The following is a 25,339-nucleotide window of genomic DNA, read 5'->3' on the forward strand; positions in this document are numbered from 1 at the left end:
CGTTATCGTATTATTTACCACTCCACGACATACTCGATTTAACTAGCTTTAGAACCCTTAATAGTCTAATTTTTTTTAAAAAGCTCTCTTTAAAAGCATTCAACCACGCCTTATCGTGCTTAAATAACCACACGTATTCTTTGTCAGTGCTGTAGCGTAACAATGTTATTGTAGGCGTTTTAAGTGTATACAATGTTGCAATGAGTGCGCGTCTTGCTTGCTGGCGATGACGATAAAAACGAATTCTGCGTCGAAGCTCTTTAATGACAGGCTGGCCGCTCAAAACTTGCTCTACATCACCTTGTTTTACATTATATTTATTCGCATCAGTAACAACCAAAGGGATCAGGTCTTGAGTTTTGCCAAGACCAAACACAAATCTTACGTTTAACAGCCTTTCCCCCTTTATCACGCCCTGAAAAATGCAATTGATGAGTAATATCGCGCATGGATGTGCGATTAGGCGAAACTAGGCCATGGATGGCCTATCTTCGCCGCTTACGTTCATATCAATTGTGTTTTGAAGGAAATAGCGTGATGCTCGGGTGGCGCTGGGAGAGTCCAGAGAGGGGTCAGCGGCAGCCCATCTTTGGCTGCCGTCGCCAGCGCAACAAACCTTGAATAAAGTTTTTAATGTAGAAATAATCGCGGCTAAAGCCAGCTCCTACAAAACAACATTTCGCGCGAAATAAATTTCACGCCTACGGTATCGTGTTTAGCCTAAGCTATGTGCAGGCACAAACAAGCTTCTTTACGCTTTCCCCTCGCTAACTTGTATTCTTAATCAGACTTCTGACGACTGATATCTAATAACTCTTTTTTCGGCGTTAAAACGCCTCCTACAACTCACATCTCGAAACTCGTTCCTCGTAACTTTCCCCTCGCAACTCGCTAACTTTCTCCAACAAAAAAGCCGTTGCATTGCTGCAACGGCTTTTTGGCATTTGAATTTAATCAAACCTTAGTCACGGTATGTCTCAACCGCTGGGCATGAACAAACTAGGTTACGGTCGCCGTATACGTCATCGATACGCGTTACTGTAGGCCAGAATTTGTCTTTTGCTACGCTTGGTACTGGGAATGCTGCGTAGAAACGGTCGTATGCACGGTCCCACTCATTGCCTAGTACGTCTGCTTGTGTGTGCGGTGCAAACACTAGCGGGTTGTTTTCAATTGACCATTCGCCAGATGCGATACGGTCGATTTCTGACTTGATTGACACCATGGCTTCGATGAAACGGTCAATTTCAACTTTAGACTCAGACTCAGTTGGCTCAATCATCAGTGTGCCAGCTACTGGGAATGACATAGTTGGTGAATGGAAGCCGTAGTCTTGAAGACGTTTAGCTACGTCCATTTCTGTCACGCCTGTTTGCTCTTTAAGTGGGCGTAGGTCAACAATACACTCGTGCGCAACGCGGTTGTTACGGCCACGGTATAAAATTGGGTAGTGTTCGCTTAGCTTCTCAGATAAGTAGTTAGCGTTCACGATAGCCATTTCTGTTGCTTGTTTTAAGCCTTCAGAGCCCATCATGGCAATGTATGCCCACGAGATTGGTAAAATAGCCGCTGAGCCGTAAGGAGCAGCAGAAACCGCGCCGTTACCAATGTTTGTGCCAGCAACGTTAATTACGCTGTGGTTAGGCATAAATGGCGCTAGGTGAGATTTAACACCGATAGGGCCAACACCTGGACCACCACCACCGTGTGGAATACAGAATGTTTTGTGTAGGTTAAGGTGCGATACGTCAGAACCGATTGAACCTGGGCTTGTAACACCTACTTGCGCGTTCATGTTTGCGCCGTCCATGTACACTTGACCGCCGTGCTGGTGCACGATGTCACAGATTTCACGAATTGTTTCTTCGTAAACGCCGTGTGTAGATGGGTATGTGATCATGATACACGATAGGTTTTCAGATACCTCTTCGGCTTTCGCTTTAAGGTCTGCCATATCAACGTTACCGTTTTTATCACAGTCAACAACCACGATTTTCATGCTTGCCATTTGTGCAGACGCTGGGTTTGTACCGTGCGCTGAACTTGGGATCAAACATACGTTACGGTGACCTTCACCGCGTGACTCGTGGTATTTACGAATAGCGATTAAGCCTGCGTATTCACCTTGTGCACCTGAGTTAGGTTGCAGTGAAACGGCATCGTAACCTGTGATGTTTACTAACCAATCATGTAATTCAGTCATCATGATTTGGTAACCCGCTGCCTGATCAAGTGGGCAGAATGGGTGTAGGTTTGCAAACTCAGGCCAAGTGATTGGGATCATCTCTGCTGTCGCATTAAGTTTCATGGTACATGAACCTAATGAGATCATTGAGTGGTTAAGCGCTAAATCTTTGTTTTCTAGACGCTTGATATAACGCAACATTTCAGTCTCGCTGTGGTACGAGTTGAAGTTAGGGTGCGTTAGAATTTCGTCATCGCGTACAAGGCTTGCAGGAATTGAGTTGCTGCCGTTTACTTCGATTTCGTTCGCAAGTGCGTCAACGCTTAGGCCGTGGTCGTCACCTAAAATGATGTCGAATAGCTCTGCTACGTCTGCACGCGTTGTTGTTTCTGATACAGAAATTGAGTATTCACCCGCACGGTTTGACGCAAAGTTAACGCCATTTGCTACTGCGCGTGCAACAACGTCGTCTTTGTTGTCTGCAACAACGGTAATGGTGTCGAACCATGTGTCGTGCTTAAGTTTTACGCCTTTCGCTTTTAAGCCAGTCGCTAAAATATCAGCAAAACGGTGAATACGCTGAGCGATTGTTTTAAGGCCTTCTGGACCATGGTAAACCGCGTAGAACGCAGCCATGTTCGCGAGTAATACTTGCGCTGTACAAATGTTTGAGTTGGCTTTTTCACGACGAATGTGTTGTTCACGTGTTTGCATTGCCATACGCAGTGCGTCGTTACCTAAACGGTCTTTAGATACACCGATAATACGACCCGGTAATGAACGCTTGTACTTGTCGCGTGTTGCAAAGAATGCAGCGTGTGGACCACCGTAACCCATAGGTACACCAAAACGCTGTGCTGAACCAAGTACTACGTCTGCGCCAAGTTTACCCGGTGCTTTAAGTAGTAATAAGCTCATGATGTCTGCGGCAACACAGGCAATTGCTTTTTTGCTTTGAACGCCAGCGATTAAATCAGTTACGTCTGTAATTTCACCCGTTGTTGATGGGTATTGGAATAACGCACCAAAAATGTCGTGGTCTAGCGCTTCTGCCGCTTTACCTACGATAACGTCAAAACCGAACTGCTCTGCACGTGTCGCAACAACGTCGATTGTTTGTGTGTGTACGTCATCAGCGATGAAGAATGCATTTGATTTTGATTTAGCAACACGCTTTGCAAGGCCCATTGCTTCAGCCGCAGCTGTTGATTCGTCAAGTAACGATGCGCTTGCAAGGTCAAGACCAGTTAGGTCTAGGGTCATAGTCTGGAAGTTTAATAATGATTCTAAACGACCTTGTGCAATCTCTGGTTGGTATGGTGTATACGCCGTGTACCAGCCTGGGTTCTCTAGTACGTTACGTAAAATTACGTGTGGTACGTGAGTTGGGTGGTAGCCTTGACCAATGTAAGATTTGAACACTTTATTTTTGCTTGCTACAGATTTTAAGTAGCTTAGTGTTTCAACTTCAGTGCGGCTTTCGCCAATTGATAAACCTTGCTCTAAGCGAATGCTTGCAGGTACCGTTTGACCGATCAGCTCTTCAACACTCGATACTCCAAGAGCGCTCAGCATGTCGCTTACTTGCGCTGGGCTTGGCCCAATGTGACGGCGAATAAAATCTTGCTTCTGCTCTAATTGTTCAAGAGATTTGGCGTTTGACATTTGTCCAGATTCCTATGATCCAAAAAAAAGTGGTTACTGCCAATGGGTAACTGGCAATAACTTAAAAACAGTGTGATTCAATAACTTACAGCGTATGGAAAGGTAAGCTATAAAATCATAAAAGCCCCTATGAAACCCAAGCTACGCATTTAATTAGCTGGGGATCTAGACGGGGCTTTTAGTCGGCGTGACTAATTAATTAGTCTTCGTCGATCGTGTTAGCGTAGCCTTCAGCGTCTAACAGGTTATCAAGCTCTGATGTGTCAGATGCTTTGATACGGAATAACCAACCGTCGATGTACGGGTCGTTATTTACTGTTTCAGGCGAATCTTCAAGATCTTCGTTGATTGCAACGATTTCACCGCTGATTGGTGCGTAGATGTCAGATGCTGCTTTAACAGACTCTGCTACTGCGCAGTCTTCACCCGCGTCAACTTCATCACCAACTTCTGGTAATTCTACGAATACCATGTCGCCAAGAAGTTCTTGTGCGTGCTCAGTGATACCTACAGTAAACGTACCGTCACCTTCGTCGCGAACCCACTCGTGTGAAGTAGCATATTTTAATTCGCTTGGGATATTGCTCATTTTTTTGTTCCTTTGGTTTATATTGGGTGATAACACCAAATTTTTTATATTACTTAGATAACTGATTTACCGTTACGTACAAAGCAAGGTTTAACAACCTTAACGTTAACCAGTTTTTTACGCATCTCTACTTGAGCTGTTTCGCCAGTTGAACGCGGAACGCGTGCAAGAGCGACACTGTGACCAAGTGTTGGTGAGAATGTACCAGAGGTAATCACCCCTTCACCACCTTCAACGATGACTTTTAAACCGCTACGCAATACGCCTTTTTCTTCAAGCACTAAACCAACTAGTTTGTCTGTGCTTTTGTCAGCGCGTTGCTGTTCTAATACTTCACGACCGATAAACTTACGATCTTCTGGCTCCCACGCAATCGTCCACGCCATGTTAGCAGCAAGTGGTGATACGCTTTCGTCCATATCTAGGCCGTAAAGGTTCATACCTGCTTCTAGACGAAGTGTGTCACGTGCTCCTAGACCCGCTGGCGCTACGCCTGCATCTAGAAGTTGTTGCCACAAATCAGCAGCTTGATCGTTAGGTACTACGATCTCATAACCATCTTCGCCAGTATAGCCTGTTGTTGCAATAAATAAATCACCAGCTTGCACACCAAAAAACGGCTTCATACCTTCAACAGCAGCTTGTTGCTCTGCAGTAAGTACAGTGGCCGTTTTAGCACGTGCATTAGGGCCTTGAACGGCAATCATTGCAAATTCAGGACGCTCAGTAACCGTTACGGCGAAATCAGCCGAAACTTTAGCTAAATGCGCTAAATCTTTTTCACGGGTTGCTGAGTTAACAACTAAACGGTAGTCAGTTTCTGAGAAGAAGTAGATGATAAGGTCGTCGATTACGCCGCCTTCTTCGTTAAGCATACCTGTGTAAAGTGCTTTACCCGGTACCGTTAACTTAGCAACGTCGTTTGCTACTAGCTTACGTAAGAACGCTTGTGCTTGTTCGCCTTGCACATCAACAATTGTCATGTGCGATACGTCAAACATACCTGCATCTGTGCGAACCGCATTATGCTCTTCGATTTGTGAGCCGTAGTTGATTGGCATTTCCCAGCCGTGAAAATCAACCATTTTTGCGCCAGCTTCAAGGTGCTTAGCATGTAAAACTGTTTTAGAAGTCATAATATTCCTTCACTTTTAAATTAACCCACTGAGTGGGCGTGGCCTCAATTTAATGAGGGGGAATAACATGGGCGGCGATTATACATTAGTTGCACAGTTGTCACACCCAAATTGCGATTTGTAACTACAAAAAACAGCTAAACACCCAAGTGTGTAGCTGTTTTTAAAATTTATACTTTAAGCAACATCCGCTAAGGTTAAATCAAACCCGAGCTGCTGTAAGTGCGCTTGCCATTTATCAAGCTCTGCTTGGCGCGCTACCAGTTGAAACTGCTGCTGATCTTGGTTATCAATCGCGGTAATAAATACCTCACCGCTTTGTGCACCATAACAGCTGCGCATGTCAGATAAACGCAGGCCTGGTGTTAGCTTAAAGTTATCTACCAAGGCATCAAACGCTTGCTCACCACTTAAGGTTAACGCGCTTAAGTCGTTACGCATAACATAATCAATATCGTAACGCAGTTGTTGCTCGTTTATTAGCGACTGTAGCTGCACGCTGGCGTCTTTGGCGAGTACAAAACGAAAAGCGGTCTCGTTAAAGTAATACAACGCATAAGCGTAGCTGCTTGTTAGGTCATCGTCTAATGAGCTGCGTAAGCCTAAACCGCTGGCGGTTAGCTTATTAATATCAAGACCTAAAATAGTCGTTAAAAATGGGATTGCTTCAGTGCCACTAAAATCCATAATGGCAGTATCGCTATTTGCTTGTAGCACGTTGTTTGCTGGCGTATTAGCTTGGCTGTGACGAGCAAACATTATTGGCGTAAAAGTCATATGTGACACCTATCAATCTTTAATGCTTGAAGTATATTGCCCCGTGCTTGCAACAACAAATTGTAATTATTTATCAATTGATAAATAATACTTATATATGCAGCCCTATAAATAGAATTTTTAAATGAAGAATATTTCTACCGATAGTTTACGCACCCTCGTTGCGGTTGTTGAAGTAGGTGGCTTTGCCAAAGCTGGCGAGTTATTAGGGCTGTCGCAACCGGCGGTTAGTCTGCAAATAAAACGGCTTGAAGATATGCTTGGCCACAAGCTATTTAAAAAGCAAGGGCAACGCCAAGTACTCAATCAATACGGTGAGTTATTGCTGCCTTTGGCAAAACAAATGTTGCAACAAAACGATGCCATTTTGCAGCAGTTCACCAGCGAAAACGTAACCGGTAAAGTGCGCTTAGGTATTCCCAGCGAATTTGCTGCGCGTATCTTGCCTTCTATTATTGGCGACTTTGTGGCGCTCTACCCTGATGTATCGCTAGAGGTTCGCTCGCGCTTAAGTAAACATTTATTGTCGGTATCGCGCCAAGATCAGTTTGATCTGGTGCTTGCTCTAAATGAAGAACTCGAGTCGGCCAAGTTCCCTATTTTTATGCAAGATCAACTGGTGTGGGTAGGCGATTTAAACCTAGCACAAAACGATGTAGTTACCCTTGTTACCGCTCCCGAGGGCTGTATTTATCGTCGCCGCGCGATTGAGGCATTGCAGCACGCAGGGATTAAATACCGTATTGCGTACAGTAATGCCGATTTAACGGGCCTTACTGCGGCATTAAAAGAAGGGTTAGGTATTACTGTTTTAGCAAAAAGCACCGTACCGAATGAGCTAAACTATCAACTACACACCAAGGATCTGCCGGAGTTAGGCCAAATAGGAATTAGTTTAATTAAGCGGGCTGATGAACCGGGCAATGCGGTTGATAAACTTGCCGAGTTTATTGCGCTGCGTCTAACGTAAGCGAGTGGCGATTAATTCATTAATTGAGTATTTCGATGAGTGTTGTTTTATTTCACCTTTAAAGTCTTTTTTCGGCATTAAAACGCCTTCTATGTTTCGTATTGAGCCGTTTCTCGCAAAATAAATTGCACGCCGACAGCTAATCCCCCCCTCTGCAATACCCTACTTGTGGGCACGGTTTCGCCGTGCAGGTTTAAACTTATAACCTGCAAGGGTTTAGCGTGTTATGCAGCAACACATATTACCTTTGCATCATACTCACCCAATTAGCACATCGTTAAGTATTACTTAACGAGGTCTCGCACACAAATAATACTACAATACTACTGTATTTATTATTTTCATTTTAATTCATGAACTTATGCTTTATATCAATTTTATTACAAATAGGATTGATTCGTATTACTTTACATGTTTAAATTGCGCCGGTTAAAAAAATCTAAACATACACAGGACGCACAATGAAACCTACGTTTATTGTTTCAACTCTTTCTACTGCCATAGCGTTATCACTTAGCGCTAATGCTTTTGCTAAAGATGTAACTAAAGAAGAAAAGAACTTCGAGCAAATTACTGTCATTGGCTCTGCATCTGCTATTAACGATATTCCGGGTTCTGCTACTTTCATCAGCGAGCAAGATCTTGAAAAGTTTGAATACACCGACATCTCACGTGTTTTAAGTGCGGTGCCCGGTGTATACGTTCAAGAAGAAGATGGCTATGGTCTACGCCCTAACATTGGTATGCGTGGTACAGGTACTGGCCGTAACGATAAAATCTCTGTAATGGAAGACGGCGTTCTTGTTGCTCCTGCTCCTTACTCTGCACCATCGGCTTACTACTTCCCTACTATGGGCCGCATGGAGTCTATCGAAGTACTTAAAGGTGCTGCATCGGTTAAATATGGTCCACGTACAACGGGCGGTGTTTTAAACTTAGTATCACGCAGCTTACCGACCGAAGGTTCTAAAGGTTTATTAAACGCTGAACTAGGTAGCGATGGTTTTTACAAAGGCCACGCATACTTCGGTAAAAAGAAAAACAATGCAGCAGGCTTAGTTGAAGTATTCACTTACGGCGCAGATGGCTTTAAAGAATTACCGGTTGGTAGCGATAACTCTGGTTTTGAAAAGAACGACTTCTTATTAAAGTTTGGTTTTGATTTTGGTGATAACGAAGCTCACAGCCTTGAAATGAAAGTTAAATACTCAGACGAGCGCTCTGATGAAACTTACATGGGCTTAACCGATGCAGACTACCAAGAAAACCCATATCGTCGTTATGCAGCCTCGCAAAATGATGAAATGAACACACAACACAATGCATACCAAGTTAACTATGCATATCGCTTTGGTAAAGGTTACGAGTTACTTGCAACTGCTTACTTAAATGACTTCCACCGTAACTGGTATAAAGCGAGCAAAGTAAGCTCAAGCTACCTTGAACAGTACAGCGAATTTGAAGCAAACCCAACCAGCGAAGGTATCGAAGGGGTTGCTGTTAAAGCAAATAACCGTGACTACCAAGCGAAAGGTTTACAAACAGAGTTCCATATTCCTGCGGGTAACCACTACATTACAGTGGGTGCGCGTTACCACGAAGACGAAATGGATCGCTTCCAATGGCAAGACAAGTACACGCTTAATCAAGACCTTTCAATGACGCTAACTGAAAAAGGCGTACCAGGTTCAGATAGCAACCGTGTAGATAGCGCTGAAGCTACAACGCTATTCATTCAAGATGAGTGGTCATTAGACGCATTAGTAATTAGCGCGGGTCTGCGTTATGAAGATATCACGATTAAACGTGAAGAATGGGCAAAATCAGATCCAACACGTGCAAACGGTTTAACTAAAAATATCAGCAACGACACTGAAATTTTAGTGCCGTCACTGGGCGCAACATACACTGTTAGCGATAGCTTAACGCTACTTGCCGGTATTCAAAAAGGGTATGCGCCAGCAGCACCAGGTAATGCGGATCAAGAAGAAGAAGAGAGTGTTAACATTGAGCTTGGGGGTCGCTACGACTATGCAGGCTTTAATGGTGAAGTGATTTACTTTAACTCTGACTACACAAACATGCACGGTAACTGTACTGCTGCTGTAGGCTGTAACGACAATAACATTGGCGACCAGTACAACTACGGTGAAGTGTCGGTATCTGGTTTTGAAGTGAGCGCCGGTAAAGTGTTTGCAACAGATACAGCCTCATTCCCTGTGCGTTTAACGTATACCTACACAAACTCTGAGTTTGAAAATGACTTTGAATCAGATCTTTGGGGCAGCGTTAAAAGTGGTGATGCTATGCCATATGTACCAGAAAACCAGCTAGCGCTTTCGTTTGGTGCCGAGTTCTCAAGCTTTGTGTTTGATACGCAAATGCGTTATGTGTCTGATGCACACGCAGACTTATCAACTTCAGGCCGTAACGCAATTGACAGCCGTGTAGTGTGGGATTTAGCCGCTAAATACCTTATCGACGACAAACAAAAAGTATACCTAACGGTCGACAACCTGTTTGACAAAACCTACGTCGCAAACCGTGCAAACGGAGGTATTCAACCTGGTAAGCCACGTACCCTTCAAGTAGGTTACAGCTACTCTTTTTAATACCGAAGCGTATTAGTAAGATAGCCGCGTGATGAAAGTCACGCGGCTTTTTATTTTGCTTTTTTCAAGCTTAACTTTTCACACATAAAAAAACCTCCCGCAGGAGGTTTTTATCAGTCTAAATAAACGGTGTGTTTATTATTGACCTTTCACTTCTTTAAGACCATTGAAAGGTGCTTTTTCACCTAACGCTTCTTCAATACGAAGAAGTTGGTTGTATTTAGCAACACGGTCAGAACGGCTTAATGAACCTGTTTTAATTTGACCAGCCGCCGTACCAACAGCAAGATCTGCAATTGTTGCATCTTCTGTTTCACCTGAACGGTGAGAGATAACAGCAGTGAAACCAGCATCTTTTGCCATTTTAATCGCAGCAAGCGTTTCAGTTAATGAACCGATTTGGTTGAACTTGATTAGGATTGAGTTAGCAATACCGTTATCAATACCACGCTTTAAGATTTTCGTGTTTGTTACGAAAAGGTCGTCACCTACTAATTGAACTTTATCGCCAATTAGTTTTGTTTGGTGTGCGAAACCGTCCCAATCAGACTCATCTAGGCCGTCTTCAATTGAAACAATTGGGTACTGCTCTGTTAGGTCTTTAAGGAAATAGTTAAATTCTTCTGACGTGAATTTTTTACCTTCGCCTTTCAGGTCGTAGATGTTTGCTTCTTTGTCGTAGAACTCAGATGCAGCACAGTCTAGCGCTAAAGTAATGTCTTTACCTAGCTCGTAACCTGCATTTGCAACAGCCACTTTAATTGCAGCAAGTGCCGCTTCATTTGATTCAAGGTTTGGTGCAAAACCACCTTCATCACCTACTGATGTAGAGTGACCGTCTGCTTTAAGTACTTTTGCAAGACTGTGGAATACTTCTGCGCCCATGCGCAGTGCTTCACGGAAGTTTGCAGCGCCAACTGGCTGGATCATGAACTCTTGGATATCAACAGAGTTATCTGCGTGCTCACCACCGTTGATGATGTTCATCATTGGTAATGGCATAGAGTAAACGCCCGGCGTACCATTTAAGTCAGCGATGTGCTCATAAAGCTCAACGCCTTTAGAGTTTGCAGCTGCTTTCGCTGTTGCTAAAGATACCGCTAAGATTGCGTTAGCACCTAATTTTTCTTTATTTTCAGTGCCGTCTAAATCTAGCATTACTTGGTCAACAGCTTGTTGATCAAGTGCGCTTTGGCCTTTAAGAGCCGCTGCGATTTCGTTATTGATATAACCTACCGCTTTTAAAACACCTTTACCTAAGTAACGTGCTTTATCACCATCACGTAATTCAAGCGCTTCGCGAGTACCTGTTGATGCACCAGAAGGTGCTGCAGCACGGCCCCATGAACCATCAGCTAAATGTACATCAGCTTCAACAGTTGGGTTACCACGCGAGTCCATGATTTCGCGACCAATCACTTTTACGATTTCTGACATCTTGATTCCTCTTTTCCCGAAAATGGTGAGTTTATGCCAACTTTGTTAATTCGTTGGCTTTTTAAAACAAATAAGCCGTGCATATAGCACGGCCTATTTAAATTACGATGACGCTTTTTGGTGAGTGTGTGCAGCTGCAACAAACCCTTCAAATAGCGGATGACCATCACGTGGTGTTGACGTGAATTCCGGGTGGAATTGCGCGGCAATAAACCAAGGGTGATCTTTATTTTCGATAATTTCGACTAGTTTCTTATCTTCAGATAAACCAGTGAAACTTAAACCTGCTTTTTCAAGCTGTTCTACGTAGTGGTTATTTACTTCGTAGCGATGACGGTGACGTTCAACAATTTCGTCACTACCGTATACTTCACTTACTTTAGAGCCTGGCGTTAAGTGACATTTTTGTGCGCCTAAACGCATTGTGCCACCAAGGTCAGACTGCTCATCACGTACTTCAACGTTACCGTCGGCATCTTGCCACTCGGTGATTAAGCCAACCACTGGGTGTGCTGATTTTGCATTGAATTCCGTTGAGTTTGCATCTGCAAGGCCTGCAACGTTACGCGCATACTCAATAAGTGCCACTTGCATACCTAAACAAATGCCTAGGTAAGGTACTTTGTTTTCACGTGCGTATTTAGCCGCTAAAATCTTACCTTCAACACCACGACCACCAAAACCACCTGGTACTAAAATAGCGTCAAGGTGAGAAAGCATCTCAGTGCCTTTGCTTTCTAAGTCTTGTGAATCAACGTATTCGATGTTCACTGTTAAACGGTTTTTAAGACCCGCATGCTTTAATGCTTCGTTTACTGACTTGTAAGCGTCTGGTAGTTCAATGTACTTACCTACCATACCAATTGTCACTTCACCCGTTGGGTTAGACTCTTGATATAATACTTGCTCCCACTCAGATAAATCTGCTTCTGGGCACTCAAGGTAAAAACGACGACACACAAAGTTATCAAGTTCTTGTGACTTAAGTAACGCTGGGATCTTGTAGATGCTTTCTACGTCTGGTAATGAAATAACGGCTTTTTCTTCCACGTTAGTGAAAAGTGCGATTTTCGCGCGCTCGTTATTAGGTAATTTACGATCAGAACGACAAATTAAGATATCTGGTTGGATACCAATCGAACGTAATTCTTTTACTGAATGTTGTGTTGGTTTCGTTTTAACTTCACCTGCAGGGCCTAAGAATGGCACAAGCGTTAGGTGAATAAACAATGCGCGCTCACGGCCGATTTCTGTGCCAAGCTGACGAATTGCTTCTAAGAACGGTTGTGACTCAATGTCACCCACTGTACCGCCAATTTCAACGATGGCTACATCGCGACCTTCGGCACCGTCGTATACACGTTGCTTAATGTCGTTTGTGATATGTGGAATAACCTGAATTGTTGCACCAAGGTATTCACCGCGACGCTCACGTCGTAAAACATCTTCATAAACACGGCCTTGTGTGAAGTTGTTGCGGCTACTCATCTTAGTACGGATGAAACGCTCATAGTGACCTAAATCAAGGTCAGTTTCTGCACCGTCTTCAGTAACATATACTTCACCGTGCTGAATTGGGCTCATAGTGCCTGGGTCAACGTTGATGTAAGGATCCAGCTTTAAAATAGTCACGTTTAAACCACGTGCTTCTAAAATTGCGGCTAACGACGCTGCTGCAATACCTTTACCCAACGAAGAAACAACCCCGCCAGTAACGAAGATAAATTTTGTACTCATGCGAACCCTAGAATATCAGGAATTAAAAGGAATAATATAGAATCAAGACGGGGCGATATTATAGCAAAGGCACTGCTATCAATCCAGATAAAATTAGCAAATAAGTGCACAAAAAACGAGCGCGGCATTCCTGTCCCTATGCTGTGTCATTGTGGGTGCTTTTTAATGGCTTCCCACGCGCTGTCCATCTCTTCTAAACTGGCGGTCTCTAAACATTGCCCGCGCTCACTTAAATAAGCGGCCACTTTTTCAAAGCGTGCCATAAACTTAGCGTTAGCACTGCGTAATAGTTGCTCAGGGTCGCGCTTAATATGACGGGCCACATTGACCGTTGCAAATAACAAATCGCCCAGCTCTTCTGCGCTGTGTTCTGAGTACGGATCATGTGCAAGCGCTTCTTTCACTTCCCCGACTTCTTCGGCCACTTTATCAAGTGCCCCCTGATAGCTTGGCCAATCGAAGCCAAGACTTGCCACCCGCTGCTGAATCTTTTTCGCCTTAGTAAGCCCCGGCATCGCATCGGGAATGTCTTGCCATAAACTCAGTTGCTGTGTGGGTGCTTTTTGCGCCCGCTCTTGTGCTTTTATTGCTTGCCACTGCTGTGATAATTCGGCCTCTGTGAGTGTTGTTTTTTCAGCGAACACATGAGGGTGCCTGCGCACTAGTTTTTCGTTTAATGTGCTGACAACGTCATTAAAATCAAATAGCCCCTGCTCTTTTGCAAGCTGCGCGTAAAACACAACTTGAAAGAGTAAGTCACCCAGTTCACTTTTAAGCTCACTCAGCTCGCCCTTTTCAATGCAGTCAGCAACTTCGTAAGCCTCTTCAATGGTATGAGGCACTATCGATTTAAAATTTTGTTTTAAATCCCACGGGCACCCAGTATCTGGGTCCCGTAGTTTTTCCATGATCGCTAATGAGTCATCAATACTGTGTTTATCTGTCATTACGCATGCCCACGTTTTGCTTCATGGACCCCTTCAATTTGGTGAAGTTTAGATAACAAGCGGTTTGTGCTTGATAAGTCGTGAACTTCTACCTGCATTGAGAAAAGAGCTAATTGCTTGTCTTCGACTGTGTTGACGTTCATGTTCAGCACATTTACTTTTTCATTGGCAAGTACAGAGCTAATATCACGAATAAGCCCTGATCTATCCGTTGCCTCTACTTTAATGGTTAGCGTGTATGAGCCATTTACATCGTCTGACCAACTTACTGAGATCACACGCTCTGGGTGCTTTTCTCGCAGTTTTTCAAATGAATCACAGTCTTCACGGTGAACGGCAATCCCCCGCCCTTGCGTGATATAACCAATAATTTCATCGCCGGGAACAGGGCGACAACATTTAGCCACGTGGCTCAATAAACTGCCGACGCCATCAACTACAATGCCATTTTTATCACCGTTGACACTTTTTGGTTTTTTAAACCTGATTTGTGGCTCGTCGTCATCACGGTCGCTAATAAAGTTAAGCAACTGATTAAGACGCACATCACCTGCGCCAACAGCAACCATTAAATCTTCAAGACCCCGCAAGTTAAAGCGCTCTATCGCGGGGGTAAGATCTTTGGTTGTAAGATCGAGCTTGTGTAGTTCTGTTTCTAGAATTTCTTTACCGGCACTTAAGTTTTTATCGCGGTCGAGCTGCTTAAACCAATGATGAATTTTCGAACGTGCTCGCGACGATTTAATATAGCCTAACGACGGATTTAACCAATCTCGGCTCGGGTTCGCTTGCTTTTGCGTTAAAATCTCAACCTGATCGCCCGTACTTAGTTGGTACGTAAAAGGCACAATTTTGCCAAATACTTTTGCGCCAATACACCGGTGCCCTACATTAGAGTGGATGTAGTAGGCAAAATCGAGCGGCGTCGCACCGAGTGGTAAATCAAAAATATCGCCTTTCGGGGTAAACACGTAAACACGGTCTTCCACCACCTGATTTTTAAGCTCTTCGGCTAAGTCGCTGCCATCAACAACTTCTTCTTGCCATTGCAGTAACTTACGCAACCAGCTAATTTTTTGCTCATAACCTGAGCCACGCCCCGGTAATGCGCCTTCTTTGTACATCCAGTGAGCCGCGACACCGAGCTCGGCATCTTGGTGCATCTCGCTGGTACGAATTTGAATTTCGACAGTTTTACCTTCAGGACCAAACACCACGGTATGAATCGATTGATAACCATTTTGTTTTGGCGTTGCAATGTAGTCATCAAACTCTTTATTTAAATGACGCCAGTTTGTGTGAACAATCCCCAAGGCCGCGTAGCAATCTTGCAAACGCTCAACCACAATACGCATGGCACGAATATCAAATAATTGATCGAACTCGTAGTTCTTCTGCGCCATTTTTTTATAAATGCTGAAAATATGTTTCGGGCGACCATACACCTCGCCAGCAATACCCGCTTCTTGGAGGCGTGCTTTAACCAGTGCCACCATATTTTCCATGTAGGCTTCGCGGGCAAGCCGTTTATCGTCTAATTGCTTGGCAATATTTTTGTAGGTGTCTGGGTGCAAATAACGAAAAGATAAGTCTTCTAGCTCCCACTTGAGCTGACCTATCCCTAAACGATTGGCGAGTGGCGCAAAAATATCGCGCGTTTCTTTTGCTGCTATTACGCGCTCTTCTTCACTGCCATTTTTCACTTCGCGTAGGTAACACACTTGTTCAGCCAGTTTAATAACCACCGCACGCACATCTTCAACCATTGCCAAAAGCATACGGCGAATATTATCAATTTGAACGGTGCCTTTACCTTGATGTGCTAAGGTGCTGATGGTTGCCATTTGGCTCACACCAGTAAGCAGCAAGGCAACGTGGTTACCAAGCTTATCTGTTACTGTGTCGATAGAAATTTTTTCAGCTAAAAAATACGGCGTTAAAAAGGCGGTTGCCAATGAATCAGCATCTAAATTTAGCTCAGCTAAAATCTCCACCATTTCAATGGCCATATTCTGGCGTTTAACATCATCGCAATGCAGGCACAATTGATGCGCCTGTTCTAATAAGGTAGATTTATCTTCTGTTAGCGCTAACAGCTCTATACGGCTGGTAAAATCACTCGGCTTAGTAAGCTGATGTGACTGTCTAGTGGCTACCATAGTGCGCTTTACCTCCTGTGAAATAACGCCATCGTTTCAATATGCCCTGTATGCGGGAACATATTCATAAGCCCAATTTTTTCAATGCTGAAGCCTGCTTGTAAAATAATTGCACTGTCACGGGCTAAAGTAACAGGATCACAAGAGACATATAAAATCGTTTTAAACTGAGTAAGTGGTAACTGCTCTAAAATAGCCATAGCGCCAGTTCGTGACGGGTCAAGCACCAATACATCAATGTCTTTGCTGAACCACGCAGCTGATTGCATTGATTGAGTTAAATCAAAGCAATAAAAATCGGTATTCGATAATGAGTTAGTTTGCGCATTTTGTTTCGCTAATGCAACCGCAGAATCCACTCCTTCGACACCAATAACGTGTTTTGCATACTTTGCAATCAATAATGAAAAATTACCAATACCGCAAAATAAATCTAATACCTGTTCATGACCCTGTAAATCAAGCCACTCTTTTGCTTGATGTAACATGGCTTGATTAACATGCGGATTTACTTGCACAAAGTTCTCTAAGCCAAACTCAAAGGTTAAGTCGTACTCTGGTATAGTGTAGTACGGCATTGGATGATGAGTGTGATCAATCTCACCGCTGTGTGATTGCCATACTAGGCACCATTGATACTCATCACAGGCTTTCTCAACAACCGTTTTAAGCGCATTGCTAATTGGTTTTGTATGGCGAATGACAACATAAGCGGCATTGTCTGCCTCGCACAGTTGTAAGTGACTAATACAGCTTAGCCCTGCATGGTTATTTATCAGTTCATCAAAGACCGTAAATAACGCGCTAAATTTAGTTGAAAGCACGTCACAACGCTCAATACTCACGAGCTGCTTTGACCCTTGAGCACGATAACCTACGCGCATTTTTTTCGCGGCTTTATCATGCATTACGGCAACACGTGCCGATCGTCTGTAATGACGCGCTTCACTAACAAGCGGCGCTTGCCAATTTAAATACTCTGCTTTGGCAAATTTACTGAATAGCTGGCTCACGGCTGCTTGCTTTTCAACTAATTGCTGCGATGCATCGAGGTGTTGTAACTGACAACCACCACATACTTGATAATGCTGACAAAAAGGCGTTACTCGATGCGCTGACGCGCGCAATACTTTTTTGCAATCAGCACTGGCAAAGCGTGCCTTATCGTCAATGAGCTGTGCTTTAACTTCCTCGCCGGGCAGCGCACCATTCACAAAGCACACTTTACTGCCTTGCTTTGCAACACCTCGTCCTTGGTGATCCATGGCCGAAACGGTGAGTGTGAGCATTTTTTGTGAGACGGATTTCTTTTTAGCTTTGAAAATCTGTGCCATCGGGCAACACCTTAATTATTGATAAAGCGGGAGTAAGTATATACTCTTAAACTACGATAATAATGATAACAACATCTTTTATGACTAAATTTGGCTTACGTGACTCAGTCTTAACCCTCACACTTATACCGACTGTGATCATAGGCTTGTTGCTGGGCGGTTATTTTACAATAAATCGTTACATTGAGCTCGATGAAATTTTGTATCAACAAGGCGAGACCATCATTGAGCCCCTTGCTATCGCTGTAGAGCAACCTTTACTTAAACGAAATAAAGCGCTGTTAACTCGTTTAGTTAGTCATACTCACAACAAACACTCGCCTGCTATTCAGTCTATTGCTATTTTTGATGAAAATAACGAGCTGGTTATTTTCAGTAAATACCAAAGTGAATTTAGAGAGCTGATGAACACGAACAAACCGATATTAGACGGTGTTCATATGCAAAGCTCAGAACATTACTTAACCTTTTCAACGGCTATTATTAATCATAGCCGCCAAGACATGATATGGAATCACCATAGTTATCAGGCTTCTTTAGGCACAGTGGTGATCATGCTCAATAAACAGCAAGCCATCATTGGTCAACAACGTGCGTTATTAGTGAGTGGTGTGGTTATTTTACTGGCGCTTGTTTTAGCAACCGTGCTGGCGTTTAGATTATCGCGTATGTTTATTCAACCTCTTAATAAGTTGGTACTTGCTACAGATAAACTTAATGAGGGTAAAGTCGATACAGGCCTTGATCAAAAAATGTTTGGCGAATTTGAGCTCCTTCGTGAAGGACTTAATACGATTTCAGACACCATGGTGATGCAACGCGATGAAATGCAAAAGCACATTGACCAAGCCACTGCAGATTACCGAGAAACACTCGAACAGTACGAAACACAAAATATTCAGCTGAGTATTGCAAAAAAAGATGCTCAAGATGCCAACCGTGTTAAATCAGATTTCTTAGCGAAAATGAGTCACGAATTACGTACTCCTTTAAATGGGGTTATTGGCTTTACGCGTCAGCTATATAAAACGCCTCTGAATAAACACCAAAAGGATTACCTCGATACGATTGAGTTGTCTGCTAACAGCTTAATGACCATTATCAGCGATATTTTAGATTTCTCGAAATTAGAAGCCGGTGCGATGGAACTCGAATCGATGCAGTTTCAACTGCGCGATACCATCAATGAAGTATTAACATTGCTTGCTCCTAGCGCCCACGAAAAACAACTCGAGCTATCTATATTTATTCACCCGCAAGTGCCCGATAACTTAACTGGCGACCCGACTCGCTTTAAGCAAATTTTAATTAACTTACTCAGTAATGCGATAAAGTTCACCGAAAAAGGGTCTATTAAAGTCGATGTCGGTTATCGTTTGCTTGATGAAGAGCGAGCCTCTATTTTGGTGTCGGTAACCGATACCGGTGTGGGTATTCCTATGGATAAGCAAGATGCTTTATTCACACCATTTGGCCAAGCCGATTCAAGTATTACCCGCAAATTTGGCGGCACAGGCTTAGGGTTAATTATTACCAAGCATATTGTTGAAGCCATGAACGGCCGCATTACCTTAAACTCAGCCCCCGGTAATGGCACCTGCTTTACGTTTAATGCGGTGTTTAGAACGCCGTCTAATTCAATCACCAGTGACTTACCAACTCAATCACTGATTAATAAACGCATTCTATACTTAGAACCGCACGAACATACGCACCAAGCAACCTTGTCATTGTTGAATGAGTGGCAAACACAAGTTACCGCCTGTACCGATGAAGAAAGTTTCTTAAACGAGATAAACAAAGACTTTAGTTACGATATTTGTATTATCGGTCACACCGCAACAATCGATGATATGCAGCAGCTTAAAGGCTACGTTAAAGCGGTAAGACCCGTCACTGACTATTTATACATTATGCTCAATACGGTGTCGCATAATATGCGTGAAGCCTTTGTGGGTAGTGGTGCTGATGCCTGTTTAAGTAAACCACTTAATCATCGTAAATTATGTGAAGTATTAGCAGCCCCGTATCGCCTTGACCATCCGGTACACAATATTGAGCAAGGCGATGAAAAACTACTGCCATTAAAAGTGCTGGTTGTTGATGATAATGACGCAAATCTAAAACTTATTTGTACTCTATTAGATGAACAAATTGAGCTTATTGATACCGCCCATAATGGTTCACAAGCCTATAGCTTAAGTAAAAGCCATAAATACGACTTAATATTTATGGATATTCAAATGCCTATTATGGATGGCATTACAGCGTGTAAGCTTATTCGTGAGTCATCACTTAATGAAGACACCCCAATTATTGCGGTAACAGCGCATGCGTTGGCTGGTGAAAAAGAGCAGCTGCTAAAAGATGGCTTTAAAGGTTATTTAACCAAACCGATTGACGAAGATATGCTAAAGCAGATCATTAGTGATCATAGCCCACAATCCCCTATTAACCGAGAGCGAAGCAAAACAGTTGCCGTTCAATCTGAACCTCCATTCGAGAGCACACGCCTAGATTGGCAGCTTGCGCTACAGCGCGCAGGCGGCAAAGAAGAACTCGCTCTTGAAATGCTCAATATGCTGTTACTCAGCGTGCCTGAGACCTTGCGTCTACTCAATGAAGCAATAGAAAATGAAGATTGTGAGCATGTACTTAGCATCGTGCATAAGTTCCATGGCGCATGTTGTTACACCGGCGTACCAAAGCTAAAATCGCTTGCCGAAACCCTTGAAACGTCACTAAAAGGTGATTGTGATTTAAATTATATTGAACCTGAATTATTTGAGCTTATTGACGAGCTGAATAATTTGTTAAGTGATGCAGGCATGGTAGAGCAGCAACGATAAAAGCCGCTCAATAAAACGATATAAAGGAATATATAAATGAAAAGTTATTTAATTCTAGCGGGCAGTTTACTTGCCTTTGGCTGTGCTTCAACTGCAGATAAACCGATGACACTAGAGTATGCGGATTTATCAGTTAGCTATGATGAATTGAAAACACCAAAATGGCAGCAACTTGAGCGCTTTCCTGCCAGATACCCAAAAAAAGCAGTTATCCAAGCAACAGAAGGGTGCACGACCATTGAGTATGTTATTACGCCACACAATGAGATTAAAGATATTCAGGTAGTTGCCTCTACTCACCCTGTATTTGCCGATGCAGCAAAAGAAGTAATCACGCATTGGCACTGGAATGAGCTGCCGCAGAATATTACTGATAAAGCGGTGAAAACCCAAACTCGTTTTGATTTTTGTTTTGACACACCCGAGCAATCTTGTAGAACACTAAAACCTAATTATTCATGCCCTAGTCGCGATATTATTTATTCTACGGGTACACGAATTGTGAAGTATTAAAGGGAGCCTGCTTTGTATTTTATCTTACTTATTCTCTTTAGCGCTATTTCACTCACGTGGTTTTTCCTTCGCTATAAAAAACTAAGTAAAGAAGCTAATAACTACGTAAAAATCAATTACGCTGAGCAGTGGCAAACATACGAAAGTAAAGCCCGCTTAATGAGAGCAACACCCAACTCAATTGTGTTTCATTCAATTAAACAAGGCGAATTGTCGGCCATTAATGATGGTGTTTTAAAAAGCTTTAAGAAAAAGCATCAGTACATAGTCACTCTACTCTGTATTTCACCTTTGTTATCATCATTGCTTGCACAATTTATTGCGTATTTGATGAAATAAAAAGCGCGCTGGATACAACATCCACCGCGCTCTCAATTCAATACTTGCTTAAAAGTGCTTGAAGCTTATATTTACAAACGCGCCTCAATCATCAGGCGTTTCATATCACGTACTGCTTTGTCTAGGCCGTCAATCGCGGCACGCGCAATAATCGCATGACCAATGTTTAACTCGTAAATTTCTGGCATTGCAGCAATTGGTTTTACGTTGTGGTAGTGCAGGCCATGACCAGCATTTACAATTAAACCAAGCCCGTGGGCGTATTGTACACCGCTGCGAATACGCTCAAGCTCTGTATGTAGCTCTTCGTCGTTTTCTGCATCTGCATACGCGCCAGTATGAATTTCTACATACGGTGCGTTACAGGCTTTAGCAGCATCAAGTTGCGCGTTATCAGCATCAATAAATAACGATACTTTAATACCCGCTGCCGTTAATTTTTCAGTCGCCGCTTTTACTTTTTCAAAGTTACCCACTACGTCTAGGCCGCCTTCTGTTGTTAGCTCTTCGCGTTTTTCAGGCACTAAACACACATAAGCGGGTTTTACTTCAAGCGCAATATCAATCATTTCATCAGTCACGGCAACCTCAAGATTCATACGCGTTTGAATGGTTTTAGCCATTACATACACGTCACGGTCTTGAATATGACGACGGTCTTCACGCAAATGAATGGTGATACCATCTGCACCGGCATGCTCTGCAACACTGGCTGCATGAGCAGGATCTGGGTAACTTGTGCCACGCGCTTGGCGTAAAGTGGCAATATGATCAACGTTTACACCAAGAAGAATATCTTTCATTTTTTTACCTGTTTAAAACAACGATTAACGGCTGCTATTCAGCCTACTTAATAAATAACTCACGACTTTTTAATGGCTTTTTACCGAGTAAAGGCTTGAGTAAGTAACGACTTAACTGCTTTGCCATATATAACACATCAGGCGCGCTGAAGTCATGGGCAGCAATGGCATTTAATTGCGCACCTGAAAAACCACTGTGCGGGTCGTCATGCAGCAAAAAGCCATATTCAGCAAAGTACTGGTAACTGGCACTGCCAATGATCTCATCACCGTTCGCGTCGACACTAAAATCAACCCCATAACCGAGCAATTCGAGTAACTGAAATTCATACGAACGTAACACTGCTTGCAAATGTTGAGTACCCGATAAATCACTCAAGTGCTGTTTATACAAATGGTAAACACTTTCCATGGGTTCATTGATAGGTACGATACGATTCGTTAATTCGTTTAAATAAAATCCACAATACAACTCAGTCCCCGTGAGCATGGTTTGCGTGCCATGGGGTTCAAAACGATTAATGTATTTTAAATCTGATTTACCGCTGTATTGTACCAGCAGTGATTGGAAAGGTTGCAGTTGCGCTTTATGTTTAGTGGCCTGGCGACCACTAATTCGGGCCAGCATTCTAAGCTGACCCACGCCTTCTACCAGCATATCAAGCATTACTTGTGAGTCACTAAATGGACGTCGGTGCAACAAGTATGCTGTGTAGAAATCGCTATCCATGGCGTCTCAAGCTAAGCTTAATCTTCACCATAGCCTAAGCTGCGTAGCGCACGCTCATCATCAGCCCAGCCAGACTTCACTTTAACCCAAAGTTCTAAAAATACTTTGTTATCAAGCATCTCTTCAAGGTCTTTACGTGCTTCACGGCCAATAACTTTTAGCTTTTCGCCTTTATTGCCAATAACCATGCGTTTTTGCGTTTCACGCTCAACTAAGATCAGGCCATTAATTTGCCACACGCCGTTATCGAGCCATTTAAACTGCTCTATTTCAACGGTAACAGAATACGGTAATTCATCACCCATAAAACGCATTAGCTTTTCACGGATAACCTCTGCCGACATAAAACGCATCGAACGGTCTGTCACATAATCTTCAGGGAAGTAAAACTCACACAGCGGAAGACGCTTGGTTACTTCTGCTTTTATAAGCTCAATGTTTTTACCCTGTTTTGCTGAGACAGGAATAATGCCAACAAAATCAAATTTATTGCCTAAAAACTGCATGTGCGGAAGCACTAAGTCGCGGTCTTTTACTTGGTCAATTTTATTCATAACCAATAACACTGGACGACCACTTTGACGGACTTTATTCAGTACCATCTCATCATCTTCATTCCAGTGAGTGCCTTCAACCACAAAAATAATCAGCTCTACATCACCAATCGAACTGGATGCAGCACGGTTCATTAAACGGTTAATAGCACGCTTTTCTTCAACATGTAGACCCGGTGTATCAACGTAGACTGCTTGGTATTTACCTTCGGTATGAATACCCATAATACGGTGACGCGTGGTCTGTGGTTTGCGCGAGGTAATACTCACCTTTTGCTCAACAATGTAGTTAAGTAAGGTCGATTTACCCACATTTGGACGACCAACAATGGCCACCATCCCACAGTGCGTATCAAGCTCTGCAGGTTCTTTGCTAATTAAATCATCAAGATTCATTTTTAAGTATCTTTAAGGCTTTTTCAGCAGCTTTTTGCTCGGCTTTACGACGCGAGCTCCCTACTGAGATAATGCTATCCATCCCTTCAACAATACATTCAACCGTGAATGTTTGATTGTGCGCTTGGCCTTTTGTATCAATGACAGTGTAGCCCGGTAACGATAATTTGCGCGCTTGTAAGTACTCTTGAAGTAATGTTTTTGGATCTTTTTGGTTTAAGCCAGGAGAAATTGCATCAAGGCGTGATTCATACCAATTTAAGATTAACTCACCACATTGTTCAATGCTTGAGTCTAGGAACACGGCACCAATAATGGCTTCTACTGCATCGGCAAGAGTCGATTCACGACGGAAGCCACCACTTTTCAGCTCGCCAGGCCCTAAGCGTAAGTAATCGCCCAGACCAAATTCAAGGCCAAACTCAGCCAGTGTTTGACCACGTACTAAGGTTGAGCGCATGCGGCTTAAGTCGCCTTCACGTGCTTTTGGAAATTTAGTATAAAGCGCATTCGCAATCACGAAGCTCAAAATCGAATCGCCTAAAAACTCTAAACGCTCGTTATGTTGACCTTTGTGGCTGCGGTGCGTCATTGCCTGTTCAAGCAAAGCTTGATCAGTAAATGTATAACCTATTTTGTTGTATAACTCTGTTACGTTTTTTTTCATCGTTACTGAATATTACCTAGGCGTTCAAAACGAACACCAGTTGGAACCCAGCCTGGTAAAAAGTCATCTGGGCCATTTTCAAATTCAAAACTCATCCATATAAAGACGGCTTTACCTACCAAGTTTTCTTTTGGCACAAAGCCCCAAAAGCGACTGTCTTGGCTGTTATCACGGTTATCACCCATCATAAAATAATGATCGGCAGGAACAACCCACTCGTCAGAGCGTGTACCCGGTTGTTGATAATAACGGCCTTTCATTTCAAGCGCCTCTGGGTTAATCAAAATGTTGTGATTCAATGGGCTTAGGTTTTCTTCTAAACGCACTAAATTCATTGACCCTTGCTTGAACTCGTCACTATTGAGAATTTCCATATCTATTTTATTGTATTCATTACACAGCAAATCACCTTGCTGTTCGACACCTTCTTCACATTTTGGCTGAATATAAAGGTGCTTATTGCGATAAACAATTTTATCGCCAGGTAAACCAATGGCACGTTTAATGTAATCAATACGCTCATCTAATGGGTATTTAAATACCACAATATCACCGCGTTCTGGCTCATCCACATCCACTAGTTGGGTGCGCCAAATTGGGTCTTTAATGCCGTATGAGTACTTTTGTACCAAAATAAAGTCACCAACAAGTAATGTTGGCATCATTGAGCCTGATGGAATTTGAAACGGTTCAAAAATAAATGAACGGAAAATAGTAATAGCCGCAATCATCGGAAAGATTGATTTAGCCGTTTCAGTAATACTTGGCTCTGGTGCAATTAATGCAGCGGTTTCTTCGTCTAATTCACCGCCCGCCGCGTTTTGAGCAAGGGCGATACGCTGTTGACGTTTAGGCGCAAACATAAAGTGGTCAATTAACCAGATTAAGCCTGAGCCTAGCGTTAACAACACTAAAAAAATCGAAAAGTAACCCGCCATGC

20 protein-coding genes are annotated in these 25,339 nt (G+C 43.1%); 5 read left to right on the forward strand and 15 right to left on the reverse strand.

Annotated elements, in window-relative coordinates:
• Positions 1-10: 10 nt before the first annotated feature.
• From BM378_RS08960 to BM378_RS08980, 5 genes are all read right to left on the reverse strand, one after another.
• Positions 11-376 (reverse strand): hypothetical protein, encoded by a 366-nt coding sequence (locus BM378_RS08960; RefSeq protein ID WP_074989033.1) that lies wholly within the window; start codon positions 374-376, stop codon positions 11-13.
• A 585-nt stretch (positions 377-961) separates the two neighbouring features.
• Positions 962-3,850: an aminomethyl-transferring glycine dehydrogenase gene (gcvP, locus tag BM378_RS08965; protein WP_074989034.1), complete on the reverse strand. Its 2,889-nt coding sequence runs from the start codon at positions 3,848-3,850 to the stop codon at positions 962-964.
• 199 nt (positions 3,851-4,049) lie between these two features.
• On the reverse strand, positions 4,050-4,439 hold the full coding sequence (gcvH, locus tag BM378_RS08970; RefSeq protein ID WP_036966655.1) for a glycine cleavage system protein GcvH: 390 nt from the start codon (positions 4,437-4,439) through the stop codon (positions 4,050-4,052).
• Positions 4,440-4,492: 53 nt separating this feature from the next.
• Positions 4,493-5,575, reverse strand: a complete 1,083-nt coding sequence (gcvT, locus tag BM378_RS08975; RefSeq protein WP_036966652.1) for a glycine cleavage system aminomethyltransferase GcvT — start codon at positions 5,573-5,575, stop codon at positions 4,493-4,495.
• Between the two features lie 177 nt (positions 5,576-5,752).
• On the reverse strand, positions 5,753-6,352 hold the full coding sequence (locus BM378_RS08980; RefSeq protein WP_036966649.1) for a hypothetical protein: 600 nt from the start codon (positions 6,350-6,352) through the stop codon (positions 5,753-5,755).
• 124 nt (positions 6,353-6,476) lie between these two features.
• Here BM378_RS08980 and BM378_RS08985 point away from each other — a divergent pair, with 124 nt between their 5' ends.
• Entirely contained in the window at positions 6,477-7,322 is an 846-nt protein-coding gene (locus BM378_RS08985) for a LysR family transcriptional regulator (RefSeq protein WP_036966646.1), read from the forward strand.
• 461 nt (positions 7,323-7,783) lie between these two features.
• Positions 7,784-9,934, forward strand: a complete 2,151-nt coding sequence (locus BM378_RS08990; protein WP_036966643.1) for a TonB-dependent receptor family protein — start codon at positions 7,784-7,786, stop codon at positions 9,932-9,934.
• Positions 9,935-10,072: 138 nt separating this feature from the next.
• Here the strand turns inward: BM378_RS08990 and eno are convergent, their stop codons facing one another.
• From eno to rlmD, 5 genes are all read right to left on the reverse strand, one after another.
• Positions 10,073-11,371: a phosphopyruvate hydratase gene (gene eno / locus BM378_RS08995; RefSeq protein WP_036966640.1), complete on the reverse strand. Its 1,299-nt coding sequence runs from the start codon at positions 11,369-11,371 to the stop codon at positions 10,073-10,075.
• A 102-nt stretch (positions 11,372-11,473) separates the two neighbouring features.
• Entirely contained in the window at positions 11,474-13,108 is a 1,635-nt protein-coding gene (gene pyrG / locus BM378_RS09000; RefSeq protein WP_036966637.1) for a CTP synthase, read from the reverse strand.
• A gap of 146 nt (positions 13,109-13,254) precedes the next feature.
• Complete coding sequence (mazG, locus tag BM378_RS09005) at positions 13,255-14,055, reverse strand: nucleoside triphosphate pyrophosphohydrolase (RefSeq protein WP_036966634.1); 801 nt, start codon at positions 14,053-14,055, stop codon at positions 13,255-13,257.
• On the reverse strand, positions 14,055-16,214 hold the full coding sequence (gene relA / locus BM378_RS09010) for a GTP diphosphokinase (RefSeq protein WP_036966631.1): 2,160 nt from the start codon (positions 16,212-16,214) through the stop codon (positions 14,055-14,057). Before relA ends, mazG begins: the two co-directional genes overlap by 1 nt.
• An 8-nt stretch (positions 16,215-16,222) precedes the next feature.
• Complete coding sequence (gene rlmD, locus BM378_RS09015) at positions 16,223-17,548, reverse strand: 23S rRNA (uracil(1939)-C(5))-methyltransferase RlmD (RefSeq protein ID WP_065978638.1); 1,326 nt, start codon at positions 17,546-17,548, stop codon at positions 16,223-16,225.
• An 80-nt stretch (positions 17,549-17,628) separates the two neighbouring features.
• Here rlmD and barA point away from each other — a divergent pair, with 80 nt between their 5' ends.
• Genes barA through BM378_RS09030 form a run of 3 tightly spaced genes read left to right on the forward strand, consistent with a single transcriptional unit; the run spans position 17,629 to position 21,249 of the window.
• On the forward strand, positions 17,629-20,397 hold the full coding sequence (gene barA / locus BM378_RS09020) for a two-component sensor histidine kinase BarA (protein ID WP_036969088.1): 2,769 nt from the start codon (positions 17,629-17,631) through the stop codon (positions 20,395-20,397).
• Between the two features lie 36 nt (positions 20,398-20,433).
• Positions 20,434-20,910, forward strand: coding sequence for an energy transducer TonB (locus tag BM378_RS09025; RefSeq protein WP_074989035.1), 477 nt, complete (start codon positions 20,434-20,436; stop codon positions 20,908-20,910).
• A gap of 12 nt (positions 20,911-20,922) precedes the next feature.
• The gene (locus BM378_RS09030; RefSeq protein WP_074989036.1) at positions 20,923-21,249 is read left to right on the forward strand and encodes a hypothetical protein; all 327 of its coding nucleotides are present in this window, start codon (positions 20,923-20,925) and stop codon (positions 21,247-21,249) included.
• Positions 21,250-21,320: 71 nt separating this feature from the next.
• Here the strand turns inward: BM378_RS09030 and pdxJ are convergent, their stop codons facing one another.
• From pdxJ to lepB, 5 genes are read right to left on the reverse strand one after another with little or no spacing between them, the layout of a single operon-like run.
• Entirely contained in the window at positions 21,321-22,052 is a 732-nt protein-coding gene (pdxJ, locus tag BM378_RS09035) for a pyridoxine 5'-phosphate synthase (RefSeq protein WP_036966619.1), read from the reverse strand.
• 43 nt (positions 22,053-22,095) lie between these two features.
• Entirely contained in the window at positions 22,096-22,782 is a 687-nt protein-coding gene (recO, locus tag BM378_RS09040; RefSeq protein WP_074989037.1) for a DNA repair protein RecO, read from the reverse strand.
• A 17-nt stretch (positions 22,783-22,799) separates the two neighbouring features.
• Positions 22,800-23,732 (reverse strand): GTPase Era, encoded by a 933-nt coding sequence (gene era, locus BM378_RS09045; RefSeq protein ID WP_036966614.1) that lies wholly within the window; start codon positions 23,730-23,732, stop codon positions 22,800-22,802.
• A complete protein-coding gene (rnc, locus tag BM378_RS09050; RefSeq protein WP_036966612.1) occupies positions 23,722-24,399 on the reverse strand; it encodes a ribonuclease III in 678 nt (225 codons plus the stop codon). The genes era and rnc overlap by 11 nt, the downstream gene beginning before the upstream one ends.
• Positions 24,400-24,401: 2 nt before the next feature.
• Positions 24,402-25,337: a signal peptidase I gene (gene lepB, locus BM378_RS09055; RefSeq protein ID WP_036966610.1), complete on the reverse strand. Its 936-nt coding sequence runs from the start codon at positions 25,335-25,337 to the stop codon at positions 24,402-24,404.
• Between the last annotated feature and the right edge of the window lie 2 nt (positions 25,338-25,339).

It is taken from the genome of Pseudoalteromonas lipolytica (assembly GCF_900116435.1).
GTDB classification, from domain to species: domain Bacteria; phylum Pseudomonadota; class Gammaproteobacteria; order Enterobacterales; family Alteromonadaceae; genus Pseudoalteromonas; species Pseudoalteromonas lipolytica.